17 protein-coding genes and 4 pseudogenes are annotated in these 25,450 nt (G+C 57.6%); 8 read left to right on the top strand and 13 right to left on the bottom strand.

Annotated elements, in window-relative coordinates:
• Positions 1 to 225: 225 nt before the first annotated feature.
• The 4 genes from XH80_RS00650 to XH80_RS00665 are packed head-to-tail and all read right to left on the bottom strand — an operon-like array spanning position 226 to position 5,009.
• Positions 226 to 1,803 (bottom strand): lyase family protein, encoded by a 1,578-nt coding sequence (locus XH80_RS00650; RefSeq protein ID WP_271596922.1) that lies wholly within the window; start codon positions 1,801 to 1,803, stop codon positions 226 to 228.
• Positions 1,709 to 2,920 (bottom strand): ATP-grasp domain-containing protein, encoded by a 1,212-nt coding sequence (locus XH80_RS00655; RefSeq protein WP_271596923.1) that lies wholly within the window; start codon positions 2,918 to 2,920, stop codon positions 1,709 to 1,711. Before XH80_RS00655 ends, XH80_RS00650 begins: the two co-directional genes overlap by 95 nt.
• An 11-nt stretch (positions 2,921 to 2,931) precedes the next feature.
• Positions 2,932 to 3,969, bottom strand: a complete 1,038-nt coding sequence (locus XH80_RS00660) for a pyridoxal-phosphate dependent enzyme (protein WP_271596924.1) — start codon at positions 3,967 to 3,969, stop codon at positions 2,932 to 2,934.
• An 8-nt stretch (positions 3,970 to 3,977) separates the two neighbouring features.
• A complete protein-coding gene (locus XH80_RS00665; RefSeq protein ID WP_271596925.1) occupies positions 3,978 to 5,009 on the bottom strand; it encodes a GHMP family kinase ATP-binding protein in 1,032 nt (343 codons plus the stop codon).
• A gap of 1,092 nt (positions 5,010 to 6,101) precedes the next feature.
• Between XH80_RS00665 and XH80_RS00670 the strand changes: the two genes are divergently transcribed.
• The 3 genes from XH80_RS00670 to XH80_RS00680 all read left to right on the top strand — a co-directional run bounded on the left by XH80_RS00670 (position 6,102) and on the right by XH80_RS00680 (position 10,202).
• Positions 6,102 to 7,295: a KamA family radical SAM protein gene (locus XH80_RS00670; RefSeq protein WP_271596926.1), complete on the top strand. Its 1,194-nt coding sequence runs from the start codon at positions 6,102 to 6,104 to the stop codon at positions 7,293 to 7,295.
• Between the two features lie 180 nt (positions 7,296 to 7,475).
• On the top strand, positions 7,476 to 8,873 hold the full coding sequence (locus XH80_RS00675; protein ID WP_271596927.1) for an aminotransferase class III-fold pyridoxal phosphate-dependent enzyme: 1,398 nt from the start codon (positions 7,476 to 7,478) through the stop codon (positions 8,871 to 8,873).
• 603 nt (positions 8,874 to 9,476) lie between these two features.
• Positions 9,477 to 10,202, top strand: a complete 726-nt coding sequence (locus XH80_RS00680) for a hypothetical protein (RefSeq protein ID WP_271596928.1) — start codon at positions 9,477 to 9,479, stop codon at positions 10,200 to 10,202.
• A 504-nt stretch (positions 10,203 to 10,706) separates the two neighbouring features.
• Here the strand turns inward: XH80_RS00680 and XH80_RS00685 are convergent.
• Positions 10,707 to 10,976 (bottom strand): annotated as a pseudogene (locus tag XH80_RS00685) (integrase core domain-containing protein); the annotation flags it as partial.
• Positions 10,977 to 11,053: 77 nt separating this feature from the next.
• Between XH80_RS00685 and XH80_RS00690 the strand changes: the two are divergent.
• Positions 11,054 to 12,076 carry an IS110 family transposase gene (locus XH80_RS00690; RefSeq protein WP_271596929.1) on the top strand — a complete coding sequence of 341 codons (1,023 nt, stop codon included), beginning with the start codon at positions 11,054 to 11,056 and terminating at the stop codon, positions 12,074 to 12,076.
• A 257-nt stretch (positions 12,077 to 12,333) separates the two neighbouring features.
• On the opposite strand, the pseudogene XH80_RS00695 reads toward XH80_RS00690, so the two are convergent.
• The 6 genes and pseudogenes from XH80_RS00695 to XH80_RS00720 form a co-directional block, all read right to left on the bottom strand.
• Positions 12,334 to 13,250 (bottom strand): annotated as a pseudogene (locus XH80_RS00695) (IS3 family transposase); the annotation flags it as partial.
• 181 nt (positions 13,251 to 13,431) lie between these two features.
• A complete protein-coding gene (locus tag XH80_RS00700; protein WP_271596930.1) occupies positions 13,432 to 13,707 on the bottom strand; it encodes a hypothetical protein in 276 nt (91 codons plus the stop codon).
• The gene (locus tag XH80_RS00705; protein WP_271596931.1) at positions 13,688 to 14,431 is read right to left on the bottom strand and encodes an ATP-binding protein; all 744 of its coding nucleotides are present in this window, start codon (positions 14,429 to 14,431) and stop codon (positions 13,688 to 13,690) included. Before XH80_RS00705 ends, XH80_RS00700 begins: the two co-directional genes overlap by 20 nt.
• A 3-nt stretch (positions 14,432 to 14,434) precedes the next feature.
• A complete protein-coding gene (locus XH80_RS00710) occupies positions 14,435 to 15,049 on the bottom strand; it encodes a helicase HerA domain-containing protein (protein WP_271596932.1) in 615 nt (204 codons plus the stop codon).
• A 106-nt stretch (positions 15,050 to 15,155) separates the two neighbouring features.
• Positions 15,156 to 15,536 carry a hypothetical protein gene (locus tag XH80_RS00715; RefSeq protein ID WP_271596933.1) on the bottom strand — a complete coding sequence of 127 codons (381 nt, stop codon included), beginning with the start codon at positions 15,534 to 15,536 and terminating at the stop codon, positions 15,156 to 15,158.
• Between the two features lie 342 nt (positions 15,537 to 15,878).
• A pseudogene (locus tag XH80_RS00720) lies at positions 15,879 to 16,690 on the bottom strand (isocitrate lyase/phosphoenolpyruvate mutase family protein).
• A 607-nt stretch (positions 16,691 to 17,297) separates the two neighbouring features.
• Between XH80_RS00720 and XH80_RS00725 the strand changes: the two are divergent.
• Positions 17,298 to 17,576 carry a response regulator transcription factor gene (locus XH80_RS00725; RefSeq protein WP_271596934.1) on the top strand — a complete coding sequence of 93 codons (279 nt, stop codon included), beginning with the start codon at positions 17,298 to 17,300 and terminating at the stop codon, positions 17,574 to 17,576.
• Between the two features lie 520 nt (positions 17,577 to 18,096).
• Here the strand turns inward: XH80_RS00725 and XH80_RS00730 are convergent.
• A pseudogene (locus XH80_RS00730) lies at positions 18,097 to 19,176 on the bottom strand (RNA polymerase factor sigma-54); the annotation flags it as partial.
• 777 nt (positions 19,177 to 19,953) lie between these two features.
• On the opposite strand from XH80_RS00730, the gene XH80_RS00735 reads away from it, so the two are divergent.
• From XH80_RS00735 to XH80_RS00745, 3 genes are all read left to right on the top strand, one after another.
• Entirely contained in the window at positions 19,954 to 20,523 is a 570-nt protein-coding gene (locus XH80_RS00735) for a CoA transferase (protein WP_271596935.1), read from the top strand.
• 136 nt (positions 20,524 to 20,659) lie between these two features.
• Positions 20,660 to 22,543, top strand: coding sequence for a CaiB/BaiF CoA-transferase family protein (locus tag XH80_RS00740; protein ID WP_271596981.1), 1,884 nt, complete (start codon positions 20,660 to 20,662; stop codon positions 22,541 to 22,543).
• 106 nt (positions 22,544 to 22,649) lie between these two features.
• Entirely contained in the window at positions 22,650 to 24,158 is a 1,509-nt protein-coding gene (locus tag XH80_RS00745) for an alkaline phosphatase family protein (RefSeq protein ID WP_271596936.1), read from the top strand.
• 495 nt (positions 24,159 to 24,653) lie between these two features.
• Here XH80_RS00745 and XH80_RS00750 read toward each other — a convergent pair whose 3' ends face one another.
• Entirely contained in the window at positions 24,654 to 25,424 is a 771-nt protein-coding gene (locus XH80_RS00750) for a phosphocholine cytidylyltransferase family protein (RefSeq protein WP_271596982.1), read from the bottom strand.
• Positions 25,425 to 25,450: the final 26 nt, after the last annotated feature.

A 25,450-nucleotide genomic window follows, 5' to 3' on the forward strand; every position in this document is an offset into this window, starting at 1 on the left:
TATAACAGCGCATCGGCTGGCAAACTTATGTGAATGTCAGGTCAAGAAACGAACGTCCGCCTCCAAAGTCGTGAGCGCGTAGGCCCGGAGCACGGCCAGGGGAGATTGCTCTGACGTGAGCTCGGAGGCTGATCGGTTCAAGTCTATTGCCGACCGATTGGTCGGCCGAGCGCTTTAAAAGAACGTCGCCTAGACTTGGGATGTCGGCTCTCATTGTTGAGTTCTTTACCCGCCATTGGTCGTCTGACTTGTCGGTACTTCAAGGTTAGCTATGGCCGATCGAAGCTCCTCGTGAGCACGCCCCCAACCCGCGCATAGATCACGTAAAATCGTGACCGCCCGTTCGATACCGCTTTCAAGTTCATCCAGCGATGTCGCCACGGCATCAGGAGCGGGTCCTCCCCCTGTCTGAGCCGTTCGCGCGATTACGTCTGGCGGTGGCGATGTCGCTAAGTTGAGCGCCCGGTCATGCTGCTCGATCGCCAAGAGGCTCGCCGCGCCCCCCTGAGTCGCCGACGTAACCAACCGCCCGACTTCATTATGAGCGGAACGGAAATCGAGATCGCCGCCAAGCGTGAGGCGGGTCGCCGTCTCCATGGCATTTACGAACGATGTCTCGAGCATTGCGGAGGCTGTGTCTTCCGCGATGATCAAACCCGAGAGACACAAGCGGATTAGACGCGTCGCTCCAATTGAATGGTCAATCCCAGGCCAAACGTGGCGCGTCGCCTCCGTTCCGACAGCGACGCAGTTCGTGAAGGGCGTGCTATGCATGGCCGTTATGCCGGCGACGAGAAAGCCAACTATCGCGCCTGCTTTTCCCTGGACCTGCTCGAGAAGGAAGGGATTACGCTTGTGAGGCATCGCGGAGCTAGATCCTACTAGTTCGTCCGGTAGAGTAGCCAATCCATGATCGCCGACCCAGAGCAGCAACGTCTCGGCGATGCGACTTAGAGATGATCCTAGGATCGCGCAAGCTGCCAGGAGGCGGAGAACCAGGTCCCGAGAGGCAACGCTGTCGATCGAGTTAAGTGGCGGGCTCGAGAAGCCGAGCAGCCTGGCCGTCAACTCCGGGAGGATGGGCAACGTCGTGCCGCCGCCAGCCCCGGCCCCGAGGCAGGAAAGGTTGAGAATCGGATGCACGGCCAGAAGCGCATCTAGATCGCGCGCGAGCGCGCTGGCGAAGGCCGTCAGATGGTGCGCAAAAGTGGATGGCAATGCTGGTTGGCGGTGGGTGTGCAGCGGGAATACGGTTTTAAGGTTCTCGCGGGCCAGACCGCACAGCAGTCGCAGAAGCTTTAGTAGCTCGTCTGCCAGTTCCTGATACGGCGTTCTCAGCTTGAGCTTCAAGAGGGTCGCATTGATATCGTTGCGGCTCCGGCCAAGGTGTAGATTGCTGGCTTTTCTGCCAACCACTGAACGGAGATGATCCTCATATGCGAGATAAGAGCCGCGGGGGGCAGGGCGACCTGCAACGCTCTGAAAGTTTTCAGCCTGCAGTTTGTCGAGCTCGGTTAGCACTTTTCGGGCGAGGTCGCGGTCGATCAATCTGGCCCGCTCAAGCATGATGGCCTGCGCTCTGTCGATATCCGCGTAGAAGGGTAGCTCGTCCTTCGCTGCACGCTGTAGATCACTGTCAAAAACGATGGCGCTCGCTTCAGGATGAAGGGTCGATTTGATGCGGCCTGTGCTTTTCAAGGGTAACTCCTCACGCGCCAAGGATGAAATCGACGGCAGCTTCGGCGCGCCGTACAACAGCAGCAGGGTCGTCGCCAACTGCAATGACGTGACCGATCCGATCACGGAAATCGTTGCAGCGCCTGAACTGTAATGGGGGAGTTTGGTACAGTACGAACTCCGTCAGTCCGAAGCGGTCGACGAGCTGCTCGCAATTCGGAGGAAGGGCGAAGAAGCCGTCACGCTCTGGAACAATGAATCGTATCGAGCCGCTTGCGTCTCCACTCAATGCGGGCGAGGACATCCCGAGCAGGCTACGGAGGACCGCGAGGACCGGGTCAAAACCAGTTGTGTAACGAAAAAGGGTGGGGATCGAACCGCCAGCAAGGCGTGGATTGACCTCGATTATCGTGACATGATCCTCGCCGACCCGGAGTTCGACATGAGCTGGTCCTTTCGCGTGCCCGAGAACCCGGATGGCACGAAGCGCCTCATTTTCGATTTTCACGCGCAAGCTGGACGAGATCGCTGCTGGTATATCATGTCCAATTTCAACGAAATGCGGCAAAGGTCCAAGGTGTTTACGCGTTACGCCGATGATCTTGCTATCGAGAATCTCGACTGAATACTCCTCGCCGGCGACATACGACATAAGAAGAGCACCAGGCTGGATAGGGCGGCCACGCACGTCGTTCGTCGCCTGCAGTAGCCTGCGCAAGGCATCACTTGCGCCTGTTTCGGTGTCGGCGAGGGTGACCCCGATGCTGCCGGTCCCGCTGATCGGCTTGGTTACTGCAGGTAACCCGATTTGTTTGATCGCGGTGCGGATATCGCACTCCGCTCGCACTGTCGCGCTATAGGGCACGCCGATACCTGCCGCCCGCAGGGCTGCGGACTGGCGGTCCTTGTCTCGACAAAGTGCGATTGCATTTGGATTCGGACCGGGAAGCCCTAGCCGCTTAGCTTCCAGCGCTGCTGTGTAAAGGTAGAGGTCGCTGGAGGTCGTTAGCAGCGCGATCGGCATGATGGCAGCAATGCTGTCGATCACAGCTCTAACAGCGGTTTCTGAAGATGTATCGCATGTACGTAGTTCGAGGTCCGAAATGCGACTCAGAAACAGATACCGCTCTGGTGAGGCTGTAACAAGGATGGGAACGAGCTTAAGTCCTTGTGCGCGCCGAATAAAGTCGGCGCCCGAGCCCGTGGTGTTGGATTCGATGAAGATCGCAGCTGAGTTGATCACTTGTGTATACTTCAGTTGGGGGCAGGTTGATCATCCATTACCTCGGTCAACGAGCGACGGCTCCAGTTGAAGCGGCACCAGCCGCTATCAGCATGAAGCGGGTGATGGACAAGGACAGGCTCGGTCGCGGCGAGTGCGGCCTGATAGCCGTTGGCGCGCATCCACGTGGGATCGTAAACGTTGTGCTCGTAGCGATTGCTATCGTCTGGAAAGACCGCGAGCACCTTGCTTTTGGTGAAGCGCTCGGCGTACCACTTAGCGACGAGATAGGCCGCCCCGCTCGTCGGCCCACGCCTTAACGAAGTCTCGCGGTGGAGTTGGTGCGCAGCTTGATATGCTTCGTTAGCGCCAAGCCAATGGATTTCATCAAAGGCTTCGTGGAACAAGTTGCCTGGTAGAATGCTGTTGCCGAGCCCCCGCAAATCACGCCGGCCCGCCGGTTGGCCGAACAAGACGCTACCGAAGGTGTCGATCCCGATGAGTTTCATCTCGGGAAAGAATGCGCGACAATAGCGGGCAAGGCCACAGGATGAACCTCCGGAGCCCACAGTTGCGACCAGGATGTCGATCTTCCCGAAATGCCTTATCGCTTGCTCAGCGGGGCGCGCATACGAAAGATGGTTGCCGAGGTTGTCGTACTGTCGTGACCAGGTAGCTCCGGTCCGATCCATAAAGTCGAGGAGCGCCGTTTTACGGAGCTGCTGGACATTCGCGTCGGACGCTGTCGCCTCGACGAGGTGAACTTCAGCGCCTAACTCCTCGATGGTGCGTTTAAGGGCGGGCTCGATGGCGCGGTCGCCGAAGATGTGTAACCTCAGCGAGAACTGCATGCAAACGATGGCGAGAGCGAGAGCCATTGTTCCGCTCGACGTTTCAACAATCGTCGTGTTGGAGCTGATTGTGCCATCGCGAAGGCCTGATTCGATGATGTTGAAGGCAGGAAATACCTTCATGACCCTGAAATCGATCGCGGCCAGGTTTTCTGGCCGCAAGGAAACGATTTTGAGAGGCGCATGGGCGTCGATGGTGTCGGAGAGCGTGTGCGCCATCGTCTATCTCAATAGGGAGTCGAGAAACTGCGGAGGATATCGAAGCCAAGGCGACCGATCGCGGATTTAGCTTCATCCAGTCGGCTGCGAAGGTCGGCTAAATGCGGGTCGAAGATCAGGCCGGCGACCGTACCGCTATGGGCAACAACAATACCGGCCGATCCCGTGTCTTCCTTGATGCGGAGGAGTTCGTCAAACTTCGGCTTCTTGAGCGGATTCCGCAGGGCGGTCTCGCTCTGTATCGCGGAGAAAGTCGCCACCCGGCCGGCGAGTGCGACGCTCTGCTCTGCGATGGCACGCTCCAGGACGGCCAATGCGCAGCCGAAGGCGGCGATCTGATCACGTGAGTAGCGCGCTCGCGGTAGGCAGTCCGTTCCAATGCCACCATTGGCCGCGCCGGTGTCGAACCCCAAAATGTACATTTGTGGGAGAGGGCCGTTGAACAGTTGGACAACCTTGCCCATTCGTTGAGCGAAAAGAATGGTGCTGCTTGTGCAGTCGAACATCAGCGAGTCGCACGCATGCTCAGCCGCCACCGCAAGCTCCGCCTGAAGATGGGGCGCCAGAAGCACCCGTGATCCCCGATAGACTGCGACGCACTTAGCGATCGCACGGATAGAGGCCACTACGCCGCTCGTCGACGAGCCCATGCCGGCGCCTTCCGGAACAAAAGTCTTGACCTCAAGAGTGCCTGCCATATTCCTCAATCCAAAGGCATCGAGAGCAAGTCGAGCGGCGAGCTCACATTTGTAGAAATGACTTGGTGTCACTTGGATGCCGGTGCGGCCAACTTGCGGCACAAACTTCCCGATGCGGCTCGGCTCCAACGTCGCACGGGCTTCCGACCCATCGGCGTGCGGCATGTGAACTGAAACGAGCGCGCGCACCGTGCGGCGGTCCGCCCCTTTCTCAAGGGCGAAAGCACCCTGGAGCAGCTCGCCGAAGTGAGGGTAGCAGGTTGCGACCCCGCATGGCTTCGCGAGTGAGTGGGAGCTAGCAATTTTGCCGTCCCCTAGAGTTCTCGTCAGCATCTCCATCATATCATGCCTCTACTGCGGCCGCGCGGCCGAAGAGCAAGGGACTTGCGTTGAAAGTGGTATGGAATCCCATGGAAACGGCCTTCATCCCGTGACGTCCGTTTACGAAGAGTGTCATAGAAACCAACCAAGAGCTTCATCTGCATCACTGCCGTCTCATTACTTACGTGAATAGAGACCTCAAGCCATCATATCCGTAAAACTATGCCTTTGGATTGACGATTTTGCTCATGACAGCGTCGGGCTCTTTGGTGATCGCATGCTTCGCGTCGTAGCATGCCGGACTGACTTTACTGGACTAGCAGCCGCACATTTAGCGAGGCATACAGATGTGCGCACCTACCAACAGAGGGAGTTCGCGCGTCAAAATCGCGTTCAGCGGCGGTCGGAGCTGCTCGACGTCAATATTGTGACGTAAAAGCCAGACAACGCCAGTGTTTACCGGGCATGTTCGTATCTGCAGACATACAGTAGAGGCAGCGAGCAAGGTACGCAGATCTTCAAAGAGGGGAGTTCGGGAGGCGGTGCGGATTTATTGTCATATTGCTTCAGATGCCGGTGGGAGTAGTGCTCTCATTCCAATGTCGTGCAGACCGATTGCCCGGTTCGAAATCCCCCTTGCCTTGAGTTCAGAACTTGCCGATCAAATGGCTGACTTGGTCTTCGCGGAGAATTGCACGATCTTAGCGGCGTCTATTTCGATCGGCGCAAGCTATCCGTTCGCGGTCGCCGGTCTCTTGAGACGAGTACGCCTACCAACGCTCTGAGAGTCCGTCGTAGCGAGGAGGACCTCTTTCTTGTGATCTCCGGAACATTGGGCCGGTGGTGTCTGATCGGTCGGTCCGTCCTAACTTGTCAAGCGGCGAACGGTTGAAGCAAATGAGCCTTCTTGCCTCATCGGAGCTTATGTCCAATTGAGGACATCCTGTTTGAAGCCAGACAAACGGACGACCATTGTTTACTCGACAGCCGGGAAGTCGCTTCCTAGTCCGATGTGTTGCGCTGATGGAGCGCCAGATATTGTTGGCACGCGGATTGCTGGAAGCGGACGAACGTCATTGCGGAACGATCTCCCTCCGTTCCTAAGGAGTTCAAATGAAACCCTCTCCGTTGACTCAAATAGCTGACGCGGTCAGTGCACCAGGCGAATTGGCGGCTGCTGGAGATCTCTCGCCCCGCTTCTCGTCCGCCCAATCAGAGGTATCCCCTCGCACCGTGGTCATGAGATTTATAGAAGGCGATCGCAAGATTGAGGCGACGGAGCTGCAAGTCCGTAGCATCACACGTCATCATGTCACAAAATTCTACCGCCAGCAGATTGCCAACAGTGATTACTGCGAGCAGCTAAAACGTATTGTGGAGCCCTCAGTCAGGGAGCTCGACAGCCCGGGCGTGTTGGACACGAGTGGTGAACATGATAATACCGTGGTGCGTGGACTTCAGCACAAGTACGCACAGACCGGACTGCTGCTGGTGACTAACCGCTGTGCCTCATATTGTCGGTTTTGCTTCCGCAAACGACTTGTTGGCCGAGAATCAGATGAGATCGTCCCAGATGTGGCGAAAGTTGCCAAGTACATTAGCTGTCATCCTGAGATGACAAACGTGCTGCTGTCGGGAGGCGACCCCTTTGTTCTTAGTACGGCAAAGCTCGACGAGATTATTGCTCATCTGCTCTCGATTCCGCATCTAGCGTCCATTCGAATCGGCACGAAACTGTTCGCCTTTGAGCCAAAGCGCTTCGAGGATCCCACTATACCTGCTCTCTTCCAACGAATACGTGATGCAGGCAAGACTACGGTGCTTGTCACGCACTTCGATCACATCGGTGAGATCTCGGTCGATGCTGAGCGAAATATCCGATCCTTGCGTGCACAAGGAGTGCAGTTCCTCAATCAAACTGTGCTGCTTGCAGACATAAATGACAATCCGGAGATCTTGACGGCGACTTTCGCTAAGTGCCACCAAATCGGGGTCCGGCCTTATTATCTCTTTCAAGCAAGGCCGGTAAAGGGTGCGTCTCATTTTCAGGTGCCGCTTCGTCGCGGAATAGAGATTGCGAACGGCGTCAATCAACGTCTGGCGGGCATCGAAAAGACTTTCAAATATATCATGTCGCATTACACCGGGAAGATCGAGATTCTTGATCTGGGTGATGATGGACGTATCTATATGCGATATCATCAAAACAAGATCCCAGACAAAATTGGAAAGATCTTTTCAAGGCGATACGTCGAGACCGCTTGCTGGTTAGATGATCTGCCGGAGGATGATCGATTGAAGAACTAGAGGCCGCCGCGGGACGACGTGAAGCACCTCCGTATTGAGCGGAAAAGTGCAGAGGAGGATCAAGGGGCGGCGGATCCTAGGCTGCGGCCTCATCTACTCCGCGGCAACAATGTACCCAATCGTCCAGGAACGGGTCGCAAGGGGGTCCGGTAAAGAGGTCTCCGGTAAGTGAGTGAACTAATGCGGGAACACATGCTGTCGTGCCCAGCAGGAGCCGGGCTGATCGCTGTTGGAGGATCGCAGTGCAAAAGGCTGGGTAGCGAGCCGGACAAAATGCACGATTTGAAGTCGCTAGAATTGAACAGCAACCTTGATACGGAGACCTCTGCTGTCATTTTAAGTCGAGCGCGCGGTTCCATTGCATTGACGGTGGATGGCCGGAGGATTATCGACTTTTACTCAGGAGCCGGGTCGCTAAACTACGGCCACAACAATCATCAGATCAGGGAGGCTATTCTCGAGTATCTAACGTCAGATGCGGTGGTCAGCGGTTTTGACATGGCTACTTCTGCTGAACTTAGGTTTGTGGATACGTTCAGATCTGTCGTGCTTCGCGAACGGGGTTTGCTGCCTTATCATTTCAAATTCACTGGACCAAGTGACGCCATCGCTATCGACGCAGCTATGGACCTCTCGCGCAAAGTCACGGGTCGTCAGAATATCGTCTTGTTCACCAGCGGACACAGCGGCGTGAGTCCCGGATCCATTGCTCTGTGCCGTGGCGGGCTTCGACGTACTGGCGTTGACTTGTCTCCGCGCGGACTAGGTCTTGTCCCGTTCGACGGCTATGTTGGGCCCGTCGTTAGCACGACCGAGCATTTGCGAAAGTTGTTGCTGGACCAGTACAGCGGCATTGATCGTCCAGCTGCCATTCTGGTCGAAGCAGTGCAGCGAAACAGTGGCATGAACGTAGCTGGCAAAGAGTGGTTAAGGGCGATCCAGGCAATTGCGAAAGAGACTGGTGCCGTTCTGATATTAGACGAAACGGAAATGGGCTGTGGCCGGACAGGCCAATTTTTTAGTTTCGAGTTCGCAGGCTTATCGCCGGACATCGTAGTGATGTCGAGTTCTCTGAGCGGCTGTGGTTTGCCGTTGTCAATGCTGCTGATTAGAGATGAGGTCGACCATACTTGGCCTGTGCAGCACGCGGGTACGGAAAAGACCGACATTGCGTTTGCGGCTGGAGCCGCTGCCATAGATATCTATTGGCGCGACTGCATCCTCTCGGAGGAGGTGCAGCGCTTGGGAGAGCTTGCGCGCTGCCGGCTCAACGCCATTGCATCCTACTATGGGAACTGTTTTTCTGTTCGAGGGAGGGGGCTGGCGTTGGGGTTTAATTGCCAGACATCGGAAATTGCAATAGCGACCAGACGCAACGCCTTCGCGAGAGGTCTGTTCATTGAACGATGCGCCTCGGTTGGTGAGGTCATACAATTCTTGCCGGCACTCACGATTGACAGAGAGACTCTCAATAGGGGCCTCGAAATATTCGAAGAGGCCTTGGCAGGGGCCCTGGATCAAAGAGGGACTTCGAGGCCCAAATCCAAGCGGGATAGAGACAAAGATGATGTGACCTGACCAATCACTGAACTGCGTGTCACCATTTTGTCCGCAAAGTTGGGTGAGCAATGGACGTCCGGATTACGCAGCCGATGTCCTTTGCGGTGAGAGGGGCGGCATCGGCAGTGGAGTGGTGATACTGGAAAGGGTCTGCAAGCAAGCTAGGGTTGCGCAAATGTGAACGAAAGGCAGAACTCTTTCGAGTGGTGAGCAGTTTAGCTGAAAAATACATCAGACGCTAGCCGCTGCTGGATGCGAACTGAATGGGAAGTCAAAGCATCGAAGTATCGTCAGCCAACGTAGAGGGGCGGGACGACTAAAACAATTATGCTGCGTGCGCGCGGCTCAGGTGAAGCTTGGTGAACGAGTCGCGTGTTCCTCGAGAAAGATGTAAGCTGAAGCAAAAGAAGTTCGCGATCGCATGTCAAGTGGTCCGTCCAACAAGACTTTCGAGTGTTTTGATTTCGATTAGTTCAATGTGAACGCCACCAGTCTTTCGCGCGTACCTGCGTACGAGCGGCATCCCACAACTTGGCCTGTAAGCGCCCACGATAAATGGTAGTACGATATTCATTGTCCAGCGCGTATCATGTTTGATCGTTATAACCTGCGAGGTATCTCATGATGGTCGACGAGCGAGCGGCAGTAATGTGCGCACGCATTCCGGTGCATGTCTCACGGTCCATTCCAATATACGACACCATGGCCGCGCAGAAAGACATCAACCTGTTCCTGGGATTCGATTTTCATGAATATGTCTCAATTACCCGGGTAACTCCGACGAAAGCGCGAACATTTCCAAACTTTCGGCCTGACCGATCGACTATTCGCCCAGGCGAGGGATATTGGGTGGTCGGCCTCGACAAGAACAACGACGTCGTGCTTACAAATGCTACTCGGCTGTATGACCTTTCGCACAGTAACTTCGCAGAGCATCTTCGGACGCTGAAAGCATTTTACAGTGAGCCGATCACACATGCGCATCATCATGACCGTTGCGCTTGCATAGCACCCGCCGCAGAGAAGATGACCGGAAAAATAGCGTACAACGGTGATCTTTGGGTGCGCAGAGATCTTAGAGGGCAGGGTGTCCCGAGGATGATAGCCCGAGTTACGCGCAGCATCGCTTATGCTATGTGGGCTCCCGATTTCTTATGCGCGCTTGTCGCTCGCTGGCGAGTGGATAGAGGGCTTCCACACTATTATCATCATGAACCCGACGGATCGATCTTGCGGCTGGTTAGAGAGAATATTGCTGAGGATAATTGGCTCGTGTGGGTAACTGGTGAAGAGTTGAAGAGTGAAGTCCGTTGCGATCCTTTCGCCGCGCCGAGATACGTGGTCTGATTGTGCAACCGTAAGATGTGCTTGCGGCGATCAACATCATCGCCCGATGGGATTAGGAGATAGTGCGTGCGGGGACAATTGAACGGGCGCGGTGTTCAGCTATGTTCGGGGCGGCATGATCATCCACTGTGAGAAAGGTGCGCTGGAGCGGGAGTGTTGCCGCGCTTCCGGTCCGCCGGGCATTTGTCTTGCCGATGAGGCATTCGCCGCTTCTCACGCACCCGTTGCCATCAACTTTTCGCCTTCGCAGTGCTCTGACTGATGGAAAAGGCGGCGAGGAGTCCTCGCCAAATGCGAAATTCCATCTGTCCGCCCTGCCGCGGCATGTTGGCATCGACTTTCTCCCCAACCCCGGCGCGCGTGATAGCTGTTTCGTTGTCACACGTCCTTTGCAGAGCACCACACCGCAGGATCGCGTGGCGTGGCGATCGGGCTACACGGTGAGCAAACTTGCCACTCCAAGTACGCCCCTTCCTGCGGAGTCGCTGACCTGCCACTGAGTTTTCATCCGGTGGCAGTTAGAGTCTCGGGGTTTTTTACGCCAAGTAACGCGGGTGGAGCAACGGACGATCGGCGGAGCTGGTCGGGGTTGCGCGGCCGGTCGTCCGTTGCGGTGAGGTGGGCGGCATAGGCCGCCGGGGTCAGGTATTTCAGCGACGAGTGAGGCCGCTGGAAATTGTAGTCGGCAACCCAATTCGCGATCTTGGCGCGAGCATCGTCAAGTTCGAAGAACAGGGTCTCGTTGAGCAGTTCGTCGCGCATCCGGCCATTGATGGGGAAGACGGCCCCGCTCCCTCGGCGCCGGCGATATACTGGCGATGGACGAACCCGGTAACAGGAGCAATTCACCAATGGAAGTCGCGACAATTGGGTTGGACATTTCGAAGCACGTATTTCACATCCATGCAGTTGATGGCCAAGGCCAAGTGGCCGGTCGCCAACGCCTCCGGCGAGGCGAGATCGTGTCGTTCTTCTCCTCGCTCGCACCTTGCCTGGTCGGCATTGAGGCCTGCGCGACTGCTCACCACTGGGCGCGGGAGATTCGGCAGTTTGGACACGATGTGAGATTGATCCCGCCAGCCTATGTCAAACCCTACGTACGACGAGGAGCCAAGAATGACGCCGCTGACGCGGCCGCGATCTGCGAAGCGGTCACCCGTCCCAATATGCGATTTGTTCCAATCAAGAGCGTCGAGAACCAGGGCTTCTTGATGCTTCATCGTGCAAGAGGCTTGTTGGTCCGCCAGCGAACCATGACAGCCTGCGCCATTCGGGCTCACTTTGCTGAGTTCGGAATCATTGTCGGACAAGGCCGGCAACGGGTGGATGGTCTGGTGGACTTGTTGGATGACGAGGAACTGACGCTACCGGCCCACGCCCGCATCGCACTAGCCGTCCTTGTGAACCAACTGAAGGAATTGGACCGGCAGGTCGAGGCCATCGAAGGCGAGCTGGCTCAGATCCAGCGAGTAAATCCGATGGCGAAGTTGCTGTCCTCGATTCCCGGGATCGGTCCCATAACGGCCACGGCTCTCGCCGCGACCGTGCCGGACGCGACCATGTTCCGCTCCGGGCGGGAGTTCGCGGCCTGGCTGGGCCTGACGCCTAAGCAGAATTCCACCGGCGGGAAAGATCGGCTCGGCCGCATTACGAAACAGGGCGATTGCTATCTCAGGCACTTGCTTGTCATCGGAGCCCGCAACGTCGTTCGGTACCCAAAGGCACGCTCGCGGGTGGGAGGCGGCTGGATCGAAGCCCTGCTTGAACGGCGTCGGCCCATGGTCGTCGCCATCGCCGTTGCCAACAAGTTGGCCCGGATCGTCTGGGCGATGATGACGACCGGGGAATTCTATCGGCCTAAGCTCGCGGCCTGACTTTCCGCGTGTTGGCCACCTTATGGTGTGAGGGCAAAATGACAGCATGATGAACACCGGCGGAGCTGGGGATCGAGAAAGCCCGAAGAGCTTTAAGCGCAACAAGCGCGACCCGTTGATGAGGCCTCGATCCGCGATCTCCATCAGGGCCAGCGACCATGGCATCGGTCGCACTAACAGGCCGTATACATGAACGCACCCGACCGGTATCCAAAGTGCTGCTGAAATCCCTTGCATCCGCGGGGCCGTCTATACATGAAGCTCTCGACAAAGCCGTTCTGCATCGGCTTTCCTGGTGCGATGAAGTGCCAGTCGATGGCTGCGTCCTTGCACCAGGCGAGCATGGCGTTGCAGGTGAACTCGGTGCCATGGTCAGACACGATCATTCCTGGCTTGCCGCGCCGCTCGACGATCGCCGTCAGTTCGCGGGCCACGCGCCGCCCCGAGATCGATGTGTCCGGAATGGCGCCCAGACATTCCTTGGTGACGTCGTCGACGATGTTGAGGATGCGGAAGCGCCGACCGTTGGCGAACTGGTCGTGGACGAAATCCAGCGACCAGCGCGCATTGGGCCTCGCCTCGACCAGGATCGGGGCACGGGTCCCCACGGCCTTGCGGCGAGCCCGCCGCTTGCGGACGGTGAGCCCTTCTTCCCGATAAAGCCGGTAGATCCGGTTGATTCCCGAGGCCTCTCCCTCCCGCCGCAGCAGGACGAACAGCCGGCGGTAGCCAAAACGTCGCCGCTCGTTGGCGAGGTCACGCAGCCGGCCGCGTAAAGCAACGTCCGGCGGACGGCTGGAGCGGTAACGGACCATCTTCCGATCCGCGCCCACGATCGAGCAGGCCCGCCGTTCCGACAGGCTCATGACGGCCTGCAGATGCGCGACAGCAGCGCGCTGGGCGGCGGGCCCTACCATTTTTTTGAAAGGAGCTCGCGAAGGGCGGCTGCATCGAGCATCTGCTCGGCCAGAGCTTCTTCAGCTTCGCGTTCTCATCCTCCAGGGCCCTCAGCCGCTTGGCCTCGGAGACATCCATGCCGCCGAATTTGGCCTTCCAGTTGTAGATCGTCGCTTCGGAGATCCCGTGCCTGCGAGCCAGATCGGCCGTCTTCGCCCCGGCCTCATGCTCCTTCAACACCGCGATAATCTGCTTCCGTGATCCTTGCTCGCTTCATCTGTCCGTCCTTCTTCGGGCCGGACTCTAACTCCTTCTGGAGGAAATACGCAGGGGCAGGTCATCGATACAAAAGGCCCGACCGGCCAGCCTCTTAAAAGTGCCTTCGCCACAAGCGCTGTCCTCTCCGGAGAGTCGAACAACTATTGCCGACGAACTGATGAGTAGTCGCGTGACACTTGCTATTTGATGAGCGTCTGACGGCGCCAACTCTCAACTGCCTTGTCTAGAGCGGCTGCAGCCGCTGGATCTGCCCAGCGGTCCCAAAACTCGATCGTGCCGCTGAGCGGCTCGTTGAGAGGCTTGGCAATCCGGATACGTGTTGGTAGTAGAATGGCATCACCAACAACCACAGCCTCGCCGGTGTCGAGGACTGGCAGTAATTCGTCGAAACTGCCGAGGCTATCGGGCAACAGTCGGCGAACCACCGCTTGGTCGTCACCATTGGTCAGTCGCATGGCAGTTCCACTGACTGACGACGGTACGATTTACCTCTGCGGGCCGCTGGCTGATCACGACCAGGCCGATGCCATATTTTCGGCCCTCCTTGGCAATACGCTCAAATATTGCGATCGCATTCTCGGCAGCGGCGGAGGCTGCATCCTGGGGAATGTAAAGGTGTGCTTCGTCGCAGAATAGCGCAACGGGATGGCGAGCACCCTGTGCACTCCACTGTTGCACATGAAATGTCATGCGCGCGACCATTCCGACAATAAATGGGAGGATATCCGAGGGCACCTCTGAGAAATCAACTACCTTCACCCCACCTTGACCGCCCTTGGCGGCTCGTCCGCCCAGCAACAGTGTCACCGCCTGCTCAAGCCATTCATAGCCATCGGCAATCGAAGCGGCTCGAAACAGAAACCCAAGCCGCCGGTCTGTGCGCTTGCCTTCGAGGCGCTGGATCAGGCGGCTGAGTTTGCCGTAAAAGTCGCCCTGCTTCTCACCTCTGGCGCCCGGGACCATTTCCGTGTTCAGGCGGTTAAGCGTTGCAAGTACAGAATCCATTGCGAACGGGACGGGGCTGTCGATGGTAAAGTTGGCCAGGATATCGCTATGTCCTCCATCCGCCAGAAAGCTGGACTTGGCATCCACAATCGCGCGGGACATGACCATGGCCTGATTGGGCGCGTTCTGGTCTGTGCGATCAACGAACATCGAGACAAGCGCTTCGTAACTCATCAGTCAGTACGGAAGATGAAGAATGCCATCGGATAGCCCCCTGCCGGCGTCAATATCGCCCGGACCTGCGACGCGAAGATGCACGAAACCATCGCCAACCATGGATGCATATTCCCCGTGCATGTCAAATACGATCGCGTTGGCGCTCTTGAGCTCGGCCACTTGCTCGAGGAGGCGGGCGGTCGTCCAGGACTTGCCGGAGCCGGTGCTGCCGACGACCAACGCATGGCGCTGAAAGAGCTTGTTGCCATCGACATATGCTTCGGCCTTGGGGTCAAGAGTATAGGCTCCAAGCGACAGACGCTGGGCACCCGCGGTCACGTTGGAGATGACGCTCATGAAGCGGGTGAGCCGTTCGCCTTCGAGAGCAAAGCAGTATGCATCTATCTCGGGAACAGTCTCAAGCGTGCGCCTAAATACGTTCGATCGGCTACCGTCTCGATCGAGCAGCGTGCCAATCAACGTGACACGGACGAGATTGACCTCTGGGTGTGCTTCCGCACCAAGGTCAACGTCGGCCACTTTCGCTTCTTCGAGCGCTGTGCGCGTAATCTTGTATATCACACGAACCAGCTTGTGGCCTGCCGCTGCTCTGCAGTGCCACCAGCCGGTTGACATGGATGGCTCGCAAAGGCCTCGATATCATCGACGCGAGCAATCACAGTGGCAGTGTCGACCGATTGGACGCGGCCGAGCGCCTCATGATCTGCAAAGTCCAAGATGCTCATGCGTCGGCTCTTATGAAATGATCGAGAAAGCTATTGAGACGCCAAAGCGGCTTCTCGAGGTCGAATCCTGCGGGTGCATGGTGCATATACGCGCGCGCGCCGGCCTTACCCTCTTCAATGGCGAGATAGCGCCGGCACCGACCACCGGAGAGAAAAGCTTTGGCGCTAGGCGTCAACTCTTTTGTGAGGACAACCAACGGTATAGAATTGCGGTCGCATCGCTCGATAAGTTTTGTTTGAACATGCTCGTCATTGAAGCCGTAGCCAACGCAGAAGTAGGAGCGCGCATTCTGTAACGCCACATCGCTGCAGCCCAGGATTGTGCGGAAGGGCTCGACGTGGGTTAGGCGATACTTGTCGATACCGGGCGTAATCATCGCGGTAAATGAATGCAGACTCGTGCTTATGAAATCGTAACGCGGGTTTTCACTCCTCAACCAGCGAGTTGCAGCGGCGCGCCGGGGCTTGCCGCGAACGTGTCAGACCACCTCGCTGATTGAAAAGGAATGCATCATTTGTGTTCGGCGCGTACACTGGCATCAGCAGCTGTGTGTGCTTCCTTAAGTCGTAGCGACAGGGGTTTTGCATGTCCATAGCGTCTCCGGCAGTTTACGTCGCAGCCCGTTGGGTGACACCGGAGCGGGACCGACGAGAGGTGAGGGCGCATCCGACAGGGTTTGAAGAAGGGAAACGTCAGGCGTCAACCCTGCTGTCCTGGGCTATCGGGATCGCAGATATTGCTGTTCGGCCAAGGCGAGTTCGTCATACCTCAGGAGCTCGAAAATTTCGCTCAGCGGCGCAACATGAGCTTCAATGCTGGCAACGCTCTCCTCAGCTGTTATACTATCGCAGACGCGTCGCATTGCAGCTGCCGCAGCTCGCATGGAGTGATTGGCCCAAACGACTGTGGAGATGCGCGCATCACTATAGGCGGAGACCGGCGTTTGATAGTATGTCGTCGGAACGATCACGACAGGAAGCCAGTTCCCCCACTCGGTGGCGAACGAAAGAATCTCGTCCGCGGTATGTTTTCGCGAGTGAATCAAGATGGCATCCGCTCCTGCGTCCGCATAGGCATGAGCACGCAAGATGGCATCGTTCAATCCGTGACCGGCGATCAGCGCTTCGATCCTGGCCACGAGAAGAAGGTGTTCCGCGACCCTATCCTTCACAGCCCGCAGACGCCCGGAGAATTCATCAATATCGGCGAGGGAATGCCGCTCACCAATGAGCGAGTTCACCTTCGGGAAGCAGCTATCCTCAAGCGCGACGCCCGCTGCGCCAGCTTGGCAAAGCTTGCGTGCAAGGAGGCGGGCATTGTTGAAATTGCCGAAGCCCCCATCCCCGTAAACGAGCACCGGTAGCTCAGTCGTATCCACGATGCGTTCGACGCTCTCGACGAGCGGCTCCATGAGGCTTCGTTGGCATCGCGAAAGCCCAGCGAGCTAGTAATCGACATACCAGACGCTCAGAGCCCCTTGAATCCCGAGCGCTCGGCGATTCTAGCCGAAAGGCCATCATGCGCCTCCATCAGAAACGAGAGGTCGCCATTCGAACAGACCTCGGCACGAAGCCTTTCGACAGTCGATACCCGCGTGTATTGATGAGCTGCGGTGGGTCGAAGGCGTTGACACTGCATGCACAAATCCTAGAAGGCCGAGTTCGATTGACGCAAACGTCGCTGTTCATATCCGTTTGGATTGACGCCGATCAATGACCAGCTTCGGTGGTTTGTTTTGACGTAAAGGGCATGCATGATTGCCAAGGATTGGCGTGAAACGCAAAGTCGTCCTTATGAGTGCATTGGCGTTGATCCCGCTCTCTGGCGCGAGGAATGCTTAGTGAAGTGGTGATGTTTCACACAAACTGTGATATCGACCGCCACGGCTGTCGTAATGCGGTTGTGGCGTTTACGACATATGGCGAGAGCTCCTCGATATGGCCGGCTTGAGATCGCAGCCTCGCGAGAGTGGAGCCGCTATCTCCGAAGAACTCGCTCTGATTCGGCGAGAGTTTGCCTGGACCGACTGAATGGTATGGCATTTGCTGATGCCGTTCTTGTTCTCTCAAGCCCCGGAGAAAGTCATGGCGGATGTCGATGAGAAAGAGGTTTTGCTGTCGGAACGGAAAGGGAGTGTTTGCGATGGGTCGAGAAGGGGAAGTCATCCTGGTCGATAGGGGTCATCCTGAATGTCAGCTATAACACCGTCAACTTCCATATCAAGAATGCGATGCGAAAGCTCGAAACGAGCACCCGGACCCAGTGTGTCGTCAAAGCGCGACGTCTGCGTCTTATTTGGACCGCCGTTCGCGGCGGGGCTAATAAGGCCGTGAATTGCTGGCGAAATGCCTATACTGCGATCAGAGAGGCGCTGATACTAGAAACATGGCGTGCTTCCAGGTGGTTGCCGACGTAGTGGTGAGGCGCAATGCCGACGAGCGAGCCGATGTAGTGTCCCCGGCGCGTCACGCGCTTGAAAGCTCGACGGTGAGCCCGGCCCCAATCGCCTCTCTCCCTGTTCCGAGCCTATTGGCATATACCTGTCACAGGTTGAAGTCCGGACGGCATGGGCCGGATTTTGGGGGCGGCAGTGAAAGTCGGCAGACGCATTTCCAAAACGTGCTGCTGCTAAACGTTGCTCGAACTCTAGGGGCTACACGCCTCACCAAGTTCGGGTGATGCTCAAGGAGCTTTGCCGGCTTGGTGAACGATCTTCGCGGGCCACCAATCCCCAGCGCGTCTTTTGGGTGATTGGAGCGGCATGTGCTATGCATGCAATTCTCCTGTGAACCGTTAGCCACAGCAACCGAAGCAGAGGCAAAAGCGTCATCAGGATCCTGAGGCCCGGAATTAGCGCCACGGACGTTTCAGGCCGCTCTTCGGTAGTTACGACAAAAGGTCGCTTTCGGGCTCCCGATCAGCGGCTCGCGAGTTCTTCACGGACGCCGAGCTCTAGTCGATGCTCGGCTGTTGATTGTTACCCACTCATTTTCGCGGCGGCGTTGCAGTCAGGAAGGAACGCGCATGGCTTCGCGGTACTTCGCGACCGTGCGGCGGGCAATATCAATGCCCGAGGCCCGCAACCGTTCCACGATGGTGTCGTCCGACAGGATCGCGGAGGGCTCCTCCGAATCGATCAGCTGCTTGATGTGGTGGCGCACGGCTTCGGCCGAATGCGCCTCGCCGCCGTCGGCCGAGGCGATCGAGGTCGTGAAGAAATATTTCAATTCGAATGTGCCGCGATTTGTCGCCATGTACTTGTTGGCGGTGACGCGCGACACCGTGGATTAATGCATCTGGATGGCGTCGGCGACGGCCTTCAGATTCAGCGGCCGCAAATGCGCGACGCCGTGGGTGAAGAAGCCGTCCTGCTGGCGCACGATCTCGGTTGCAACTTTCAGGATAGTGCGGGCGCGCTGGTCGAGCGCGCGCACGAGCCAGGTGGCGTTCTGCAGTGCATCGGTGAAGTAGGACTTGTCGCCGTCCTTTCCGATCTTCTTCGACAGCTCGGAATAGTAGGTCTGGTTGACCAGCACGCGCGGCAAGGTGTCGCTGTTGAGTTCGACATGCCAGCCGGCGAGAAGGTCGAGATGCTCGACCAGGGCCTGCATCGCCTCGTAGCGGTCGAGCTCGCGAGGCTGGATCGCCAGGCACTCGCTCAATGACCGCGCACAGACCCCAGGCGGGTCGAATTTCTGCAGCACGGCGAGGACGTCGTCCACCTCCTGCTGCGACGCGCCAAGACGTTCGGCGGCCTGACCGAGATCGGGCGGCAGATAGCCGGCCTCGTCGACGAGGTCGATCAGGTACTGGCCGATCATGCGCTGCGCGGGTGCGGTGAACGCGACCGAAAGCTGCTCGGCGAGATGGTCCGCCAGCGTTGTCTCGGCCGCGACAAAGGCTTCGAGATTGTAGTCTTCGTCACCCGAGGCGCCGCCGCCCCATTCGGTATAGGTGGTCGGTGCCGCGTCCTGGGCGTTGCGCGCCGCAGCCTCTGCCGGCTGTTCGGCACCGACCTCACCGTCTTCAGTCCAGCGACGTCTGAGGTGGTGTCCTCGGCGAATGCGCGTCGAACATCATGCGCTTCCATGAGGTAGAGAGCTCCTAGTTGCGTTGGACCGCTGACGACGCGCCACTCAGCGGTCGCCCAATCTGCAGTGGCATACGTCGCTCAACTCGATCAATTGTGAGCTTTGATAGTTGACTACGAATGACGCATAGATGTCGAAACAGCAGCGATCGCGCCGCCACCATCGAAGATGTTCCCTATATTCGCCTATTGGATCTTGTTCGGCAGATAGCCGAGCGCGAGCGGACGCTTTGTCTCATTCCGGACATTTTGTGATAGATGCTTCAATGCGCTCAATTGCGTCACGGGATGCAAACTTTATTTAGCCCTTGTCTCGCGTCGTGAATTTTGGCTGGGCGTGATTGGTACGATTGTTGCTGCGTTGGCCTCACTTCCTCTACGAGAGCGAAAAGAGCGCATACGGCCTTGTCTGCATCTAGCTGTTCCTACATTCTGCACAAATTCGGCAATTCATCTCACCGTGGACAGCCAAGCGCTGGCCACTTAATGGTATTTTGCTTCTTCGAGCCGGATGTTGAGTGTCCTAGTCATTGTCGCTCGGGTCCCCGTGATTTCCGCCGTGCTCAGGCTCGATTCCGAGTACCGGCTACAGAACCGACCCTTGATCGCTATATCACGACGGCCGGGGTACCCATGGCCTGCTAAGCAGCGGCACGCTCGCTCGTCGAGGCGCGATTTGGCTAGTGATATTCGAAGGCATGGTATGGATAGGAAAGACAAACAGCCACCGGGGGTATTGTCACATCTGAGGGGCATCGAGATCGGCAGCTCGGACGCAAGCAGCTATTGCGCTCGATTATTTGCAGATTTCCGCGCCGACGTTCAGAACATCGAGCCGCCGAGGGGAGATCGAATTCGCCGTACTGCGCCACTCACTGTCAAGGGCCAAAGTGCGTGGTTCGCGTTTCTCAATTTCAATAAATCGAGCACTATCATCGGTCCTGCGGCGGCGGGCACGATCACGCGGCTAACTGCGCTGATCGAGGATTGCGACGTCTTGATCGATGGTCTGGATGTTGATTCCGCGAATTACCCTCCTATTGATGTCGCTGCGATCCGTGAACGCCACTCCGGCTTGATCCAGATTGAGGCGAGCTGGTTCGGGCGTGGAGGACCCTACGCAGACTTTGCAGCGGCGGATTCGACAATCCGTGCGCTTGCTGGCCTCATCAAGCTGGTTGGACCGGCAGAGGGGCCACCTTCACACGCTCCAGACTTCCAGACGGGTAATCTTGCCGGCCTGTGGGGTTTATCGCGGCGGCTTCTTCGGTGATTGCTCGAATGCGCGGCGAGCAGGGCCAGAGGTGGTCACTCAGTATCTTCGAATCGAGCCTCGCTCTGAGCGAATACCTCATCTTTGAGGCCTCAGTGCATGGCGACGTCGTACGCCGTCTTGGCATCAATCGCTTCTGGCCGGTCTTTCCTGCGGGTATTTACGAACAAAAAAGGGATGGCTTGGCGTTACAACCTTCACACCCGCTCAGTGGAAAGCGTTTTGCGATATGCTCAACCTTTCCGAACTTGGAGACAATCCGGATCTGCCCCTCGGCAGGGATCGTCTGCAGGACATTGAACGGATCGAACAACAATTAGCACCGCGGCTGAAAACGCGTACGGCGCAGCAGTGGTTTACCGAGGGGCGTAAACGTAAGATTCCTATCGTGCCAGTACCCCAAATGTCTGATCTTCTCCAAGACACTGAGAACAAAGAGCGCGGCGCGATCGTGCCTGCTCTCCTTGACGAAGAAGAGGGTCTGACCGCGGGCTCTATGCAACGCTTGACGTTAACGCCGCCGCGCCGAGGTGGTAAGGTTCCGGTTCCAGGCGAACAGCAAGCTATCGCGAACGTCCGCAGGCGTCTGCCTTCACCTTCAGCGGCCTGCGTTGATGCCGGACGGCCGCCGTTGGATGGGGGGCGTGTGATAGAGTTCTCGATGGGGTGGTCAGGACCGTTGTGTACGCGCATCCCGGCCGATCTTGGTGCGGACGTCATCAAAATCGAGGCCATCCAACGCCCGGATTGGTGGCGCGGCGTCGACCGACGCCCAGCTTTCATCGAAGACAAAATGTACGAGCGGGCACCATGCTTCTGCATCATGAACCGCAACAAACGAGGAACTACACTCGACCTCACGCGGCCACGAGGTCTCGCTCTTGTTAAGCGCCTTTTGGCGAAAGCCGATATTGTCGTCGATAATTATTCAGTAGATGTCCTGCCGAAGCTCGGACTAGGTTGTGATGCGCTCCGAGCGCTCAACCCTCAACTGGTCAAGTTGTCGATGTCCGCGTTTGGCGCGGATAGTATTTATCGCGATTGTCGAGCTCACGGCTCGACTCTCGAACAGGGCTCGGGCTTGCCGCGCGTAGTCGGAAAGTCCGACTTGCCGCCCGTGATGAGCCATGTTGCCTTCAGAGATGCTATCGGCGGCTTGAACGGCTGCGCCGCAGTTCTGATCGCGCTGATTTGTGCCCGTGATGCCGGGCAGGGGCAGCTTATTGACCTTGCCCAGATCGAATGCATGCTGCCATTCGCGGCGCCATGGCTCACTATCCACTCGATCGGCCCTATGCCGCCGAAAAGGTACGGCAATCGACATCCGCAGTTCGTGCCTCACGGCTGCTTTCCATGCGCGGGCGAGGATAACTGGCTTGTAGTAGCCGCGACCGACAATGAGATGTGGCAGAGTCTTGCCAGTCTTATTGGCCGACCAGACTGGGCCATGGACGCGTCGCTTAATTCTGCAGAAGCCCGCCGTAGCATTGAGGACAACATCGAGAACGCTATCGAAGCCTGGACGTGCAGCCGTGATGCAGATCAGGCGATGTTCGATTTGCACTCGATAAGGGTTGCTTCTGGCGTAGCTCGGCATCCAATCGACCTGCTTCAGGATACCGATCTAAGGTCGCGCGCATTCCTGCCGCAAGTCGAGCGCCCTTCCATAGCGGCGCATCTACAGCCATCAATGCCGATCCGCGAAGGGATCGGACCTTATACCTTTCGTGCGGCGGTGCCGACGTGGGGGCAGCACAATAGCGAGATCTTGACTGGGCTTCTCGAGCTCTCCAATAGCGATGTTGCAGAGTTGGCGAGAGAAGGCATCATCGGGACGACAGTGCTCTGCGAGGGACCTTTAAGGCAAAGAGTGCGTCTTCAGGACAATCGACCCAGGTATTGTGTCCGGAAGCGGCTGTCGTGTGCGATGATCGCGGCACGGTCTCGCGTCCTGGGCGAAAGTCGTGATGGGATCACGGATAGGTTCACATGGACGGCGCGAAAAGTATCGGTGGCATAGTCTCACCCAGCCTGTGCCGAGCTCTCACCGTGTCGCGGCGCTTCAAGTGAGCAGCCGCGGGCACCCTTGAAACATACAGCTAAGCGAGCATGACCACTAAGCGAGCATGACCACTATGTCTGATCAATCAAGCCCAAACCGCGTTATCATTGTGCTATTTAGCGGGCTTCGGCCCGATCTTGTTAGTCGATCGCTGACGCCGAATCTGGACAGACTCAAGCGCCGCGGTGCTACGCTAGCGCGGCAGCGCACAACCTATCCCAGCGAAACCCTGAATTCACTGACGAGCCTTATCACTGGCGCAACGCCGGATCGTCATGGGATTGTCGGCAACAGGTTTCTGGACCGCGTGGCCGCAGCGCCGCGCTTGATCGATACGAGTGACGACCGCCTGGTCGAGGACCTCGATGCCGCGAGCGGCGGCCATCTGGTCGGTGCGCCGTCGCTGGGCGAGATCCTCGCAACGAACGGCAAGACGTTTGCGGTTCTCGCCTCCAATTCGGCCGGAGCAACTCGCTTGCTGAACCACAAGGCGCGATCCCTCAGCCAAGTGACGCTCTCGGGTCATTTCGCTCGCGTCGCCACGTCGGCCGCAATGCTCGAAAGGGTAGAGGCGCGGCTTGGGCCGACGCCCGCGCCGACGCCTCACGGTACGCCGGATCTGGCCGGTCAAGCCTTTCTGACTTCGGCGTTGCTTGACGAGGTCTGGCCTCAAATTCGGCCAGATGTCGCAATTCTCTCCTTCGGCGAGCCTGACACCTCCTCGCATCATTGCGGAATCGGCGCGACGCCGACGCTGGAGGCGATCCGCTTTCTCGACCGCCAGTTCGGCCGGGTGCTTGATTGGTGGGAATCTGAAGGTGCGCCCAAAGGTGTGCATCTTATCGTCGCATCCGAGCATGGTCAGGTCACGGTGCACGCTCAGGCTGATCTCTTGGACACGTTGAAGGCGACTGGGATGCGTTGTGGCCAAGTGCCAGGACCCGGGATCGACGCGGTCGTCATATCGGGTCAGGTTGGCGCCATTTACCTGACGGAGCCATCCGACCGTGCCATCCGCCGCCTGGTTGGGGCAATGATGGAACGGCCTTGGTGCGGACCGGTTTTTACAGCCGCTAAGAGCGGGGAGGATGGGATCGCCTCAGGTAGCCTTGCCCGTCATCTGGTCTTCGCCGATCATCCCCGGTCGGCTGACATATTGTTTTCGTTTCGGGGAGACGATGGTCTCGATTCCTTTGGCTTTCCCGGCCGCTGCTGGAGCCCGAATTCGCCGGTTGGGTTCGGTGTGCACGGCGGGCTGCACGCCAAGGAAATGTCGTCGCTCGGCATCCTAGCGGGCCCATTGATCAGAAGCGGCGTGGAATCGCGTGTGCCTTCGGGTATCTGCGACTTTGCGCCGACGGTACTCAGTCTGCTTGGCATTTCGCGACCGTCCACGATGACCGGCCGCGTCCTCGCGGAGCTCCTTATTTTCGGTGCAGAGGATCCTCCAACCATCGAGACGGCTCATAAGGCGAGAGCCGGTGGATACCGGCAGGAACTGCGTCGCGTGCAGGTTGGCGCGACAATCTACGTCGATTCGGCGGATGCTTCTTCATCCAATCACCGGAGTTGATCGTACGCGGAGGTCATCACGACCCGTGAAAAAACGCCGCTGATCTACTTTTGCCCGTCTTCCGTCTGTTGGCCGCAATTGTAAGCGTCAAGAAGGGGCGACTCAGATTGCTTCGGCTTTGCTGTCCAAGGGCGGGCTCGCAGCAATGCTGTCGGATTTGAAGCAAGAAAGCTGTGCCGTTCCCTTTCAGAAGCAGGCCAGCACAATCAAGCTATCGTGGGCTGTGCCAGATTCCGGCGGCCATAGTTGGCACGAGCGTAGTGAGTTAGCCTAGCTCTTGCTCCGTTACTTGCCAAGGACTGTATAGTTCCTCCTGACTGGGCTTGTAAGGGAGGGCGACGCAAGATCCTTAGATGCCTCAAGCCGCAGATTCCTCGGCGACAACTGCAAAACGCCGACCGAGATCGCCCGCGCGAGCAGCCAGCCGCAGGTCGTGAAAAGGCGCAGCGTCAAACCTTCCGCGATCGTCGTGAACCGCGCCCCTGCGCGGTTGGATCAAACGTCAGCTTTCGCGAAGATGCGTTCTGCAGTACGTAGATCTTCCGCGTCGTCGATTTCGTACCACCTGAGATCATCGCATCTTACGGCAGCAATTTGCAGGCCCTGTGTTTCCACGAGATAGGAAAGAAGCTCCTCAGTGTAGCCCTGGGTAGCTCCGGCCTTGATCATATCGTCTAGGGCCGGAACGACTTCTGTCCGCAGAGTAGACGCGGACAGCCGTAACAGATTCATCGTCTTGTAAAGAGGCGGGTCACCCGCGATAAGATTTCTCACTGTTTGTTTCAAACGAAATTCTGAAATAAAGCCAAGATCGGACAACAGGACGGCTGATCCCTGCATCAGCTCGTGGAAGGGAGCGACAGCAGCTGCGTCGGGCGCTGCACTGAAGACCAGCCGCCGCAATACGTTTTCCTCGAAGAAGACGTCGCCCTCAAGAAGGAGGTGGTCCCCGGAAACGAGCGCGTCACGCGCCAGCCAGAGCGAATAGGCGCTCCCAGTACGGTCGTAAACCGGGGATTCTACGTATTTGATTGCAACACTGCCAAAGCGGCTGCCGCAGGCGTCTTGGATCGCCTCTTTGCGATACCCGACAACAATCGTCACCTCTTCCACGCCGACCCGCCCAAGGTTATGTAGCGCGTTGTGTAGGATGGGAGTGCCATGAATTTGGACTAGAGGTTTCGGGTTTAGCTCCGTTAGAGGCCGCAGTCGAGAGCCCACCCCCGCCGCGAGAATGAGAGCATGCTTGGGAGCGTTCAGAGGCATTTCATTCGCCTTCTTCATCCCGTGTG

It is taken from the genome of Bradyrhizobium sp. CCBAU 45384 (assembly GCF_028128665.1).
In the GTDB taxonomy this organism is placed as follows: domain Bacteria; phylum Pseudomonadota; class Alphaproteobacteria; order Rhizobiales; family Xanthobacteraceae; genus Bradyrhizobium; species Bradyrhizobium manausense.

What these genes read in the sequence shown, in the direction of transcription:
- XH80_RS00715 (WP_271596933.1), bottom strand. Translation starts at nt 15,536, where the DNA reads ATGATTACGCCCGGTATCGACAAGTATCGCCTAACCCACGTCGAGCCC.
- XH80_RS00665 (WP_271596925.1), bottom strand. Translation starts at nt 5,009, where the DNA reads ATGATGGAGATGCTGACGAGAACTCTAGGGGACGGCAAAATTGCTAGC.
- XH80_RS00745 (WP_271596936.1), top strand. Translation starts at nt 22,650, where the DNA reads ATGACCACTATGTCTGATCAATCAAGCCCAAACCGCGTTATCATTGTG.
- XH80_RS00705 (WP_271596931.1), bottom strand. Translation starts at nt 14,431, where the DNA reads ATGAGTTACGAAGCGCTTGTCTCGATGTTCGTTGATCGCACAGACCAG.
- XH80_RS00680 (WP_271596928.1), top strand. Translation starts at nt 9,477, where the DNA reads ATGATGGTCGACGAGCGAGCGGCAGTAATGTGCGCACGCATTCCGGTG.
- XH80_RS00735 (WP_271596935.1), top strand. Translation starts at nt 19,954, where the DNA reads ATGGATAGGAAAGACAAACAGCCACCGGGGGTATTGTCACATCTGAGG.
- XH80_RS00670 (WP_271596926.1), top strand. Translation starts at nt 6,102, where the DNA reads ATGAAACCCTCTCCGTTGACTCAAATAGCTGACGCGGTCAGTGCACCA.
- XH80_RS00690 (WP_271596929.1), top strand. Translation starts at nt 11,054, where the DNA reads ATGGAAGTCGCGACAATTGGGTTGGACATTTCGAAGCACGTATTTCAC.
- XH80_RS00750 (WP_271596982.1), bottom strand. Translation starts at nt 25,424, where the DNA reads ATGCCTCTGAACGCTCCCAAGCATGCTCTCATTCTCGCGGCGGGGGTG.
- XH80_RS00675 (WP_271596927.1), top strand. Translation starts at nt 7,476, where the DNA reads ATGCGGGAACACATGCTGTCGTGCCCAGCAGGAGCCGGGCTGATCGCT.
- XH80_RS00710 (WP_271596932.1), bottom strand. Translation starts at nt 15,049, where the DNA reads ATGTCAACCGGCTGGTGGCACTGCAGAGCAGCGGCAGGCCACAAGCTG.
- XH80_RS00700 (WP_271596930.1), bottom strand. Translation starts at nt 13,707, where the DNA reads ATGCGACTGACCAATGGTGACGACCAAGCGGTGGTTCGCCGACTGTTG.
- XH80_RS00660 (WP_271596924.1), bottom strand. Translation starts at nt 3,969, where the DNA reads ATGGCGCACACGCTCTCCGACACCATCGACGCCCATGCGCCTCTCAAA.